Annotated in this window: 6 protein-coding genes; 2 read left to right on the top strand and 4 right to left on the bottom strand. The window is 70.5% G+C overall.

From position 1 onward, the window contains the following. The coding region (locus tag VGW35_22470) for a DUF3105 domain-containing protein (protein HEV8310438.1) at positions 1-277 on the top strand (277 nt) is incomplete at its 5' end. 303 nt (positions 278-580) lie between these two features. Beyond that, complete coding sequence (locus VGW35_22465) at positions 581-3,082, top strand: GAF domain-containing protein (protein HEV8310437.1); 2,502 nt, start codon at positions 581-583, stop codon at positions 3,080-3,082. 58 nt (positions 3,083-3,140) lie between these two features. Here the strand turns inward: VGW35_22465 and VGW35_22460 are convergent, their stop codons facing one another. The 4 genes from VGW35_22460 to VGW35_22445 form a co-directional block, all read right to left on the bottom strand. Beyond that, positions 3,141-4,355 (bottom strand): glycosyltransferase family 2 protein, encoded by a 1,215-nt coding sequence (locus tag VGW35_22460; protein ID HEV8310436.1) that lies wholly within the window; start codon positions 4,353-4,355, stop codon positions 3,141-3,143. A 99-nt stretch (positions 4,356-4,454) separates the two neighbouring features. Further along, positions 4,455-6,755: a response regulator gene (locus VGW35_22455; GenBank protein HEV8310435.1), complete on the bottom strand. Its 2,301-nt coding sequence runs from the start codon at positions 6,753-6,755 to the stop codon at positions 4,455-4,457. A gap of 5 nt (positions 6,756-6,760) precedes the next feature. Beyond that, positions 6,761-8,785, bottom strand: coding sequence for a GAF domain-containing protein (locus VGW35_22450; protein HEV8310434.1), 2,025 nt, complete (start codon positions 8,783-8,785; stop codon positions 6,761-6,763). Continuing rightward, positions 8,782-11,253 (bottom strand): ATP-binding protein, encoded by a 2,472-nt coding sequence (locus VGW35_22445; GenBank protein HEV8310433.1) that lies wholly within the window; start codon positions 11,251-11,253, stop codon positions 8,782-8,784. The genes VGW35_22450 and VGW35_22445 overlap by 4 nt, the downstream gene beginning before the upstream one ends. Between the last annotated feature and the right edge of the window lie 3 nt (positions 11,254-11,256).

The raw sequence follows: 11,256 nt of genomic DNA, 5'->3' as shown, positions 1-11,256 counted from the left end.
CTTCGTCCACAACCTCGAGCACGGCGGCATCGTGATCCTCTACAAGTGCGCGACCCCGTGTCCGGACGTGGTCCGCCAGCTCCAGGAGACCTTCCAGACCCTTCCGCCGAGCAAGTACGGGCACGTCAAGGTGGTCGTCAGCCCGAACGGGCGGATCAAGACCCGCTTCGCGCTGCTGGCCTGGACGCGGCTCGACGAGTTCGATCGCTTCGACCGCGACCGCATCGTCGGCTTCGTCCGCGCCTGGCAGGACAAGGGCCCCGAAGACGTCCCCTAGTAGATGGGAGGGGGCCTCGATGGCCCCCTCCCAAACCTCCCCCAGGAGGGGTTGCGGCGGCGAAGCCGCCGCTCGGAGCACTCCCCGATGCACCATGCGCTCGGTGGTCGGCGCCGGAAGGGAGAGAGGGGAGTCGGCGTGGCTCCCGGATCTTTGAGCATGGCGCCGTATGTGCCGATCAGGGCTAGTTCGCCCTTGGTTGCGCGTTCGGCAGCACCCTGATACGATCCGGACGCCATGGCCGGTGGTGGCTCCAGGGACTCGCTCCCTTCCTCCGGCGAACCGAGGCCGGCGCCGTTGCGGGTGGCCGTCGTGTGCGCGGAGCGGGACGGCCTGGAGCTGCTCGAGCGCCTGCTCGGCGAGCCGGGGTTCACCATCGCCGTCGTGGCCGACTCGGATCCCGACGCGCCTGCCGCGCGGCTCGCCCGCCGGCACGAGATCTCGGTCGTGACCGGTCCTCTCGACGTCTTTCGCCATCCGGTGGATCTGGTCGTCGACGCCACCGAACGCCCCGAGATGCGGGAAGCCCTGCGGGTCGCCTGTCCGGCAGGGGTCGAGGTGGTCGGATCGGTGACGGCCCGAGTCCTCGGACGGCTGACCGAGCGACGTCACCAGGAAGCCATCCGGCATGCCCAGGTGGTCGAAGACGCCATGCGGAGCTCGCGCGCCTTCGAGTCGCTCGCCCACATCACCCGGTCGATCGTCGGCTCCCTCGAGGCCTCGCAGGTGTTCGCCAGCGTGGTCGAGGGTGCCGCCCACGTCCTCGGAGCCGACGCGGCCACCCTCTCCGTGTTCGACCACACGAGTGAGACCCTCACCGTGGGCGCCGATTTCGGCTTCCGGCACGGTGCCTGGCGGAAGGTCAAGCGATGGCGCCTCGGGGAAGGCCTGGTGGGGTGGGTCGCCCAGCAGCTCACGCCGGTCTTCCTCCCGAACTTCGCCGACGATCCGCGCGTCCAGAACAAGGCCTGGGCGCGTACCGAGGGACTCTTCGCCTACGGCGCGGTGCCGCTCCGCGTGGCCGAGGGCCGGCTGGTCGGAGTGCTGACCGTGTTTTACCGACGGCCCCGCGCGTTCGCCGAGGAAGAGCAGAAGCTCCTCCTCGCCTTCGGCGACCTGGCCGCGGTCGCCATCGTCAATGCCCGGCTCTACGAGGACACGGTCCGCCGGGGGGCCGAGCTCGACGCGCTGCTGCGCGCGACCCGCTCCGTCATGGCGGGGCTCGACCTCAAAGTGATCCTCGAGCGAATCGTCGAGGAGGCCGGGCGGATCGCCGGGACCCCGTATGTCACGGTCCTGCTCGTGGACGAGGAGGCGGGCGTCCTCCGGGCGGGGGCGGTGTCGGGGGCCGCCGTCCCGGCCGGCTTCCAGGTGCCGCTCGGGGCGGGTTACTCGGGGACGGTGGCGAGGACGGGTCAGCCGCTGGTCATCGCCGATACGCGGGAGGACCCCCACAACCTCCTCGCCGCCCGCGACCGCGAAGCCGGGATCACGACCTATCTCGGGCTTCCCATCCAGATCCGCGACGAGATCCTCGGCGTCCTGACGTTCAACACGACGCATCCTCGCCAGTACGGCCCGGCCGACCTCGCCTTCCTGGCATCCTTCGCCGACCAGGCGGCCATCGCGATCGAGAACGCCCGGCTCTACGCCGACCTCCAGCGAGCCCTGGAGGCCGTCCGGGCGTCCCAGGAACGCCAGATCCGGTCCGAGCGGTTCCGGGCCCTCGGGGAGATGGCGTCGGGGATCGCCCACGACTTCAACAACATGCTGGCCGGGATCCTCGGCCGCGCCCAGCTCCTCCTGCGCGATGTCCAGGACCCGAAGATTCGCCGAGGGCTCGAGATCATCGAGAAGCTCGCCCAGGATGGAGCCAGCACCGTGCGGCGCATCCAGGAGGTCAGCCGTGTCCGCCGCCGCCCGGCCGCGGGCCACGTGCGCATCAACGAGCTCGTCGCCGACGCGCTCGAGCTCACCCGGGCGCGCTGGGAGAACGAGGCGCAGGCGACCGGCCGTACGTACCGGGTCGCCACGAACTTCCAGGCCATCCCGCCAGTGCTGGCCGAGGCCTCCGAGCTGCGGGAAGTATTCCTCAACCTGTTCCTGAACGCCTTCGATGCGATGCCGGACGGTGGAGAGCTTCGGGTATCGACCCGGCTCGTCGGAGGTCGGATCGAAGTCCGGGTGAGCGACACGGGAACCGGCATGACCGAGGAAGCGCGGCGGCGCGCGTTCGAGCCGTTCTTCACGACCAAGGGGCCTCAGTCCTCCGGTCTCGGCCTGGCCATGGCCTACGGCATCATCGGGCGGCATGACGGGGGCATGGAGATCGACTCGCGGCTCGGGGAGGGGACGACGATCATCCTCACCCTTCCGGCCGCCGACGAAGCGCCGCCCACGGACCGCGTGGAGTCCGCGTCGCTTCCCGCGCCCCGCCTCCGGGTCCTCCTGATCGAGGACGAGGAGGAAGTCCGCGAGGTCATCCAGGAGGCACTGACGGCCTGGGGGCACAGCCTCCTCACGGCGGCGGACGGGACGGAAGGGATGCGACTGGCGCGGACCGGCGAGTACGACCTCGTGCTGACGGACGTGAGCCTGCCGGGATACTCGGGCTGGAAGCTCGCGGAAGCCGTGCGGGCGCGCGGGAGTGCGGTGCCGATCCTGTTCGTGACCGGATGGGGCGATCAGCTCGATCCGGTTCACCTCGCCGCCCTGGGCCGCGTCGAGATCCTGTCCAAGCCGTTTCGGCTGGAGGACCTGTCCCGTCTCCTCGGCCGCCTCGCCGGATCCTCCACAACGCACTAAGCCGGGCGGTATTTCCTGCTTGGGTGCGTCAACCAAACAACACCGTCGTCTGCGGCCATCAGGCTTTTCGCCGACGGCCTTCGACAAGGTCTCGACGTCGCTTGATCTCATGATCCTGCGATTCAAGCATGGTGAGTAAGTCCCGGCAGATACGTTGCGCCTCGCTCACCTGCGGCTTAAGCTGCCTCAATAGGTCGATCTCCGCCAGGTCGGGTCGGCGAAATGGATTGAGGGATCGCTTCAAGCGCAGGCCGCCCGGGGGAATGCCGCCTACCTCGAAGGGTTCCGGCCGCAGGGGCTCATCGGCGTCCCATCCGAGAGATCGCGCGGCAACCTCGAGTGTGCGCAGTTCCCGATCCTGCAGGCTGAGAAGCCGTTTGCGCTCCACGGCAGCCGCGGCAAGCATCTTCAGTTCCCGATCGAGGTTTCGGAGTCGGTGCCGAGCGCTTTCTGCCCAGGCGACGTGGCTGACCAGAAAATTGCGGAGAGTTTCCAGGATGAGAGGAACCCGCTCGCCAAAGGGCACCGGGTATCGCAGGGCGGTCTTGAACAGGAGCCATTTGATCTCGACCCCCTGGCGCAGCAGTTCGAATGGGGCCTTGTCGCTCACGAGCAACCTGGCTGTCGAGTCCTCCCGGAGGCGGCACGTCCGGAGCGCGGCCGGCAACACGACAAATCGTCCGGCGGCCGCAAGTTTGTGGAGAAGGAGCCGCCTGAGATACGGATCGTCCGCGACCGCCTCCTGTAAGACCTCGCGTCTGAACACCCCAAACACTAACGAGTCCCAGCCATGCTGGGGCCAGCGAAAGAGTGCCTGGCGCGCCGTGGGCCAGTCGTCGACGGCGAAGTCGGGATACGACAGAATCGTTCGCGTCTGGGGGTCGTCCACGTGCCACAGCTCGAGCGCCGACGCACACAGGACGATGTCCGGGGCGCCGTCGAGGACACTCACTAGCGTGCGCCCATAGTCGGGGCTGTTCAAGATGTCGTCGTGTGCAAGCCAGGTGAAGTACTTCCCCCGCGCCATCGAGAGGGCCCGGGCTAGGTTGACTTTCACGTAGCTCGTCTCGCAGGTCCGGGCGTAGCGCACCCGCGTGTCGGCGCGCGCGTATCGCTGGCAGATGTCGGCCGTCGAATCGGTCGATGCGTTGTCCGAGATCAGGATCTCCAGATTGTCGTAGTCCTGCGCCAGGGCCGAGTCGAGAGCTTGGGCCAAATACCGCTCACCGTTGTAGACCGGCACGCCGATCGAGAGCAGCGGCAGAGTACTCACGGCCTGAGAATCAATCCCTGACACGGAATGCTGCCACGGATGAGCGCGACATCCTGGAACTCCGCGAAATTCGCCCGCGCTTGCTCCGATTTAGCTAAGCTAGGCCGCGGGCAGCCGAATCGTGAAGGTCGTGCCTCCGCTCGCCCCGGCCTCCACGTCGATGGCGCCCCCGTAGCTCGAGATGATCCCCGACACGATGGAGAGGCCGAGCCCGGTGCCCGTGTCCTTGGTCGTGAAGAATGGCTCGAAGATGCGACGGCGCAACTCCTCCGGGATCCCCGTCCCCGTGTCGGCGACCGCCAGGACGGCCCAGTCCCCCTGGCCGCGGGTCTCGAGTCGGATGGTGCCTCCCCGCGGCATGGCGTCCGCGGCGTTGAGCACGAGGTTCATCAGCACTTCCCGGAGGTCGCCGCCTCGCGCCCGGACGGGCGGCACGGGCTGGAGGTCCTCGCTGACGACGATGGCCGCGCCGGCGAGGCCGCTGTGCGACCAGCGCGGCCGGGCGATCTCGACGACCTGCCGCACCACCTCCCGGAGGTCGACCAGCTCCGGCTGGCTCTCGCGCTCCCGCCGGGCGTAGCGCTTGATCCGACCGACGGTCTCCACCCCGTCGCGCACGGCCTGCTCGATCGTGGTCAGGCCCTTGACGAGCCGATCCGGGGTCGGATCGCTGGCGATGAGCTGGGTATGACCGAGGATGGCCTGGAGGAGGTTGTTGAAGTCGTGGGCCATCCCCATGGCGAGCTGCCCCAGCGCCGAGAGCTTCTCCGAGCGCGTCATCTGCTCTTCCCACCGCCGCTGCTCGGTCACATCCTTCGCCACCAGCAGTAACCCGGCCTCCGCACGTCCGCCCCACGGGATCGGCGAACAGGTCACCGTCAGCTCGAGGCCGGCGGCCTCGCCGGTGCCCGTCCGGATGAGGAACACCCCGGTGGCGGACGGATTGGTCATGGCGGGCGCCAGCTGAGTCATCACGGCGACCGGGAGCGCATCGGCCACCGGCTTGCCGCGCACGTCACCGAGCTCGCGGCCGAAGAGCCGCTCGGCCGACGGGTTCCAGGTCACGACCCGGCGCTCCGGATCGAGCGCGATGATCGCGTCCGCCGCCGACTCGATGAGATTCTCGAGGAACGTGTTGGCCTCGCTGAGCTCGCGATGGAGGTTCGCGTTCCGCACGATGAGCGCGACGGACTCCGAGAACATGCGGAGCAGCTCGCGCTCGCTCCGGTCCAGGTCGCGGGCGCCCCCCGCGGCCTCCACCACCAGGTGGCCGAGCCGCCGGCCCTGGGCGACCAGGGGGAACACGGCCCGGCCCGGGCGGTCGGCCTCGGGGGGGGCGGTCGGCTCGAGCAGCACCTGCACGCGTTCGTAGCCGGCGCCGTGCTGGAGCTGCTCGGTGATCGCGGCCAGGGTGCGGTCGAGCGCGGGGTCCTCGAGGACCGCCGTCGAGATCTGGCGCAGGATCTCGCGCTGGACCGCCCGCAGCGACTGCTCGGTGGCCTGCCGGGCGGCGGTGGTGAGCAGCGCCGACGTCCGGATCGCCGTGACCATCAGGTCCATGACCGGGCGGAGCGGGGAGAGGTCCGGGGGACCCGCGGCCGGGCGCGCCAGGTACAGGGCCAGGTGACCGCTGACCTTCGGGAGGCCCTCGTCCGCGACGGGGACCACCAGGATGCCGCCGATGGCGAGGCGCTCGAGGACCCGCCCGGCCGGCCAGGGGAGCCCGCGGTCGGTCGCCGGCCGGAGCCAGAGAGGCTCGCGGACGCGAGTCAGCGCGCCCTTCCAGGCGGTGGCGACGGCCTCCGCCACCTCGGGGGGGAGATCGGAATGGACGACCGCCGCCGGCTCGGTGCCGAAGAAGGAGGCGGCGATGGCGCCGGTGGCGCGCTGGACCTCGCCCAGCATCGCGCGCAAGAGACGCGGCAAGTCGGCCGCTCCCTCGACCGGATCCCCGCGCCGCGCGAGGTCCCGCATCTGGCCGATGAGCGGGGCCAGGGCCTGCGACGGCGCCTCCACCCGCTCCCGCCGCCGGACCAGGGCCCGGTCCAGCGCCTCCTGGAGCTCTTTCGGGGAGAACGGCTTGACGAGGTAGTCCAGGGCCCCGAAGCGCATGGCGCGCTGCACCGTGTCGAGGGAGGCGTAGGCCGTGATCATCACCACCTCGACCAGCGGGTCGAGGGCCTTGACGCGCTCCAGGAGCTGGACACCGTCGATCCGGGGCATCTTCACGTCCATGAAGATGACGTCGGGCCGAATCGTCTGAAGCGAGCTGAGCACCTCCTCGCCGCTCCCCGCCGTGTAGACCTGATAGAGCGGCTTGAGGATCATGCGGATGGCCTCCCGCGGGCCCTCCTCGTCGTCGACGACCATGACCCGGGGCTCGGGCGCGGCGGTGGCCACGGGGCTCATGGGGTGGCCCGGGGCAGCATCACGATGAACCGGATCTCCTGCTCGGCGCCGCTCACCGTCAGGCTTCCGCCGTGGGCCTCGATGATCTTCTGGCTGACGGAGGGGCCGACGTCGAGGAGCCGCTCGGAGGCGATGGCCAGCGGGCTGAAGAGACGCTCCCGGTCGGCCGAGGTCAGCTCCGCCGGCTTACCCAGGATCGACAGGCGGACCGTGCGGGCATCGTCCGGGTCGGGTAGCACGTTGATGGCGACGCGCCCGTCGGGCTCGATCCGATGGAGCAAGAAGCGGACGAGATAGCCGAAGGCCTTCCCGAGCTGATCTCGATCGGCCTTGACCAGGAGCTCGGCCGGAGGCGCCGAGAGGACCGCCGTCAACCGGTCGGTGCGGTCCGGAACCTCGAGCAGGAAGAGGCTCGCCTCCTGGGATGTCCTCGGTCGCTCGAGCCGGAGCGCGAAATCAGCGAGCGCGCCGTCGAGGAGCTCCCGCACATCACAGAAATCGAGCTTGTACTCGCGCTCGCCGGCCAGGATGATGAGCTTGTCCACCAGCGAGATCAGGTGCTTGGTGTCGCGGCCCACGACCGAGAAGAAGCGTTCCCGGAACTCCGGATCGTCGTACCGCTCGGGCAGCAGCTCGAGGAACGTGTAGATCGACACCAGCGGGTTCTTGATCTCGTCGGTCAGGCGCAGCAGAACCCGATTCAGGAGGTCCAGCGTCTGCGTGGCCTGCCGCTCGCGCTGGAGGAGGTGCCGCGGCGCGGGATCGTCGAAGATCATGACGGCGCCGGCCGGGACGCCGGTGGGCCCGAGGATCCTCGACGTGCTGACCTCCAGCCCGGTGGGGCGGCGCGGCAGCGTGACCTCCTGAAGCCGCAGCTCGGGGCCGCCCCGGAACGTGTCGAACAGGATATCGCCGAGCGGCGACGGCAGCGCTCGCAGATCCCGCCCCAGCACGTCGGCCCGGGGAAGGCTCAGGATCTCCTCGGCGCGGCGGTTGAACAGCGTCACCCGGCCGCCCGCGTCCAGCGTGATCGCGCCGCTCTGGAGGTGGGCGAGCACCTGCTCGATGAAGCTGTGCTGGGCGCGAACGGTGTTGAAGAGGGAGATGTCTTCGACGGCCACCGCCACCTGGCTGGCCAGGGTGAACAGGCGCTCGAGATCCTCGCCGACGTAGGGTTGCCCGGTCACCCGGGGGCCGAGGGCCAGGACCCCTACCAGCTTGGCCTGCACCCAGAGCGGCACCGCCACCTCGCCCCCCAGGGCGGCCAGCTCGCGCGTCGCCTCGAGCCACTCCGGCTGCCGCTCGAGCTCGACGCGCACGGCCGGTCGGGCGTGCCGCCGGAACCACGCCGGCAGCCCTTCGGCGGGGTCGAGTCGGAGGTGATCGGCGACTGCCGCGTCCAGCCCGCGCCGGCCGCGAACCCGGTAGCGGTGGTCGTGATCCTCGAGCAGCAGCGCCGCGCGTCCCGGCCGAACGAGCTCGGTGATCGCGTCCAGGAAGAAGTCGATGATCCGCTCGAGGTCGAAATGAGCGGCCAGGAGCTTCCCCATCTCCTTCAGCACCGTCCCCAGGCTCCCGGCCGCCCCGCCGTTGACCGGGACGGGCGCGGGGCTCGGCTCCAGCCGCGTCCGCTCCCGGCGCAGCGAGCCGACCTCCTGGGCCAGCCGCTGGAAGTGGACGGCCTGCTCGACGGCCGTTCTCAGGATGGCGTCCGGGACGTCGGTCGGGACGACCAGATCGCAGCCCTCGGCCCCCGGGGCGGCCGGCTCGCCGGGAGTCCCCGGGCTGAGCAGCGCGACCACGAGCGATTCGGCCCGCCGGGCGCGAATGTTCGCCAGGATGTCCGGGTCGACCAGGCCGGAATCGAAATCCACCAGCACGAGGTCGACGGGGAAGGCGGCGCCTCGCTCCAGCGCCTGGCCGAGGGAGTCGGCGAGCACCAGCTCGAGCCGGGCATCGAGGAGCCGCCGGAGCCGCTCGGCCAGCCGTCCATCGCGGGTCACGAGGACCGCCGTCCTCATCGGAGCACCTCGGCGACGGGCGCCACGGCCGGCGCCGGGAGCTGGAGCACGAAGGCCGTCCCGACGCCGCCCAGCCCGGCCTCGGCCCACAGGGCGGCGCGGTGGGCGTCGGCAATCCCGCGGCAGATCGCCAGCCCCAGGCCGGTGCCGTGGGTCTTGGTCGTGAAGAACGGCTCGAAGACGCGCGGCAGGTCCTCACGCGGGATCCCGGAGCCGGTGTCGGTGACGCGCACCGTGACGATGCCCCGGCCCTGACGCTCCCGGTCGGCCCGCACCGTGACGCTCAGCGTCCCGCCGGTCGCCATCGCCTCGAAGCCGTTCAGGAAGAGGTTCAGGAAGAGCTGCTTGAGCTGATCCGGCTCGCCGAGGACGGCCGGCAGATCGGTCTCCACGTCGGTGACGACCCGGACATGGCGGCGGTCGGCTTCGCCGCGAAGGAGGTCGAGCGTTTCGACGATGGGGACGGCCACGTCGAGAGGATGGAGCCGGGCCACCGCCGGCACCGCCAGGGCCCGCAGCCGGCCGAGGAGCGCCTCGATCCGATGGACCTCCTTGGCGGCGACCTTGGCGAAGGTGGACCGGAACTCCTGGTCGTCGACGCGCTCGGGGAGGAGCTCGGCGAAGGTCTTGATGGCCACCAGCGGGTTCCGGATCTCGTGGGCGACGCCGGTGGCCAGAGCCCCGATGGCGGCCAGCCGGTCGGCGCGGCGCTTGTCCTCCTCCAGCGCCTTGAGCCGCGAGTGATCGTTGAAGACGGCGATCGCGCCGCGGATGTGGCCGTTCCGGTCGTGGAGGGCCGAGGTGTGGGTCAGGAGCGGCAGGGGGCGCCCGTCGGGATGCGCCACCGTGATCTCGGTCTCGGCGTCCTGAAGGCCCGCGAGACTGTCCTTGAGAATGTCCTGGAGCACCGGGTCGAGCGCCTCCACCGCCCGGCCGATCACCTCGGCGGCCGGCAGGCCGGTGATCCGCTGAGCGGCCGGGTTGAACGTGGTCACGACCCCGTCCTCCCGGACCGCGATCACGCCGGAATCCATGTGGGCCAGGATACGCTCGTTGTACTCCTTGATCGAGACGACCTCGTGGTAGAGCTGGGCGTTCTTGAGCCCGATGGCGAGCTGACTCGCGAGCGTCTCGAGCAGATCGAGGTCTTCGCCGAAGAACGGGTCACCGGAGAGCTTCGGCCCGGCCAGGACGATGGCGATGAGCTCCCCGTCGCTCTGGACGGGCACCGCCGTCTCGGCGTGCCAGGCGGTCAGATCGTCGGCGACGGCGGCGACCTCGGGCGTCGGCGTCCGGCGGGCGAGGTCTTCGGCCAAGAGCGCGCCGGGGCCCGAGCGGAGCTCTCGCACGAGCGGGGCGGCTTGGGTGAGAGCCTCGCCGGGCCGGGGGACGATCGGGTCGACGTGCTGCTGGAGCACGGGGACGAACTCGCCGCGGTCGCGGTGCCAGAAGACGATCGTGAGACCCTCGAGCCGCAGCGCCTGGGCGATGAGCTCCGCCATCGCCCACGCCACACTCTCCGGATCCGTCACGGTGGCCATGGCCCGGCTCCCGTCGCGGACGAGCTGACGGGCGTCATAGGCCGGCCGATAGAGGTACCGATCGGCCAGCCGCTTCATGGCGGGTACCAGGGCGATGAAGGCGAGCGCGGCGATGAGCCCGAGCAGGACCGCCCCCACCGGGGACAGGGTCGGGCTCAAGGGGGTCACCACGTCCAGGACCACGGCCCCGACCACCAGGAGGCCCGAGACGAGCGCCCAGCCGACCGTGTACGCGGCGCCGCGGCTGACCACCACGCGGAGGTCCATCAGCCGGTGTCGGATGATCGAGTGGGCGGTGAAGCCGAGCCAGATGAGCGTGAAGTACGGGCCGAACAGGTTGAAGCTGTGGTCGCGGAACAGAACCGGGAGGATCAGGTTCGTGCCGGCCCCTCCCACCAGGGCCAGCGCGCTGCCCAGCAGGAGGTATTGCAGCTGGGCCCGGACGAAGCCGCGGGCCCGGGCCGCCTTCCAGGCGAGGTAGACGAGCGCCCACGTCGAGCAGGTCAGGAAGTAGAGGACGAACACCGGATGGAGCGGCCCGTAGACCGGGTGGGCGACACCGCCGTGCACGCGGACGTCGGAGACGATCCACGGCGAGAAGGCGAGGCCCGAGATGAACAGGCCGGCCAGCACCGCGATCTGGGCCAGGGGCAGCCGGGAGGCGGCGAGCCCCGGGAACGCCGCCACGAAGCGGAAGAAGGTGGCCGGGATCAGCGTCGCCGCCGCGAAGACGCCCCGCGCGATGACGAGGTTGACCTGAGGTTCGGCCAGGACCCGGAAGACCCCGTTGAGCGCGCCCCAGAGCGCGACGGCGCCGGCGAAGGCGGCGAACCAGCGGTTCACCAGCCGCTGCGGATTGCGGGCCAGCACCAGGACCGCCAGCCCGACCTCGACGAGGACGACCAGGAAGACGCCGAGCAGCGGCATCGG

The sequence above is a fragment of the Candidatus Methylomirabilota bacterium genome (assembly GCA_036005065.1).
Lineage (GTDB): Bacteria > Methylomirabilota > Methylomirabilia > Rokubacteriales > DASRDR01 > DASYQW01.
The sequence above is the reverse complement of the archived record's forward strand: the minus strand, read 5'-3'. Positions and strand labels throughout refer to the sequence as shown.

What these genes read in the sequence shown, in the direction of transcription:
- VGW35_22445 (HEV8310433.1), bottom strand. Translation starts at nt 11,253, where the DNA reads ATGCCGCTGCTCGGCGTCTTCCTGGTCGTCCTCGTCGAGGTCGGGCTG.
- VGW35_22450 (HEV8310434.1), bottom strand. Translation starts at nt 8,785, where the DNA reads ATGAGGACGGCGGTCCTCGTGACCCGCGATGGACGGCTGGCCGAGCGG.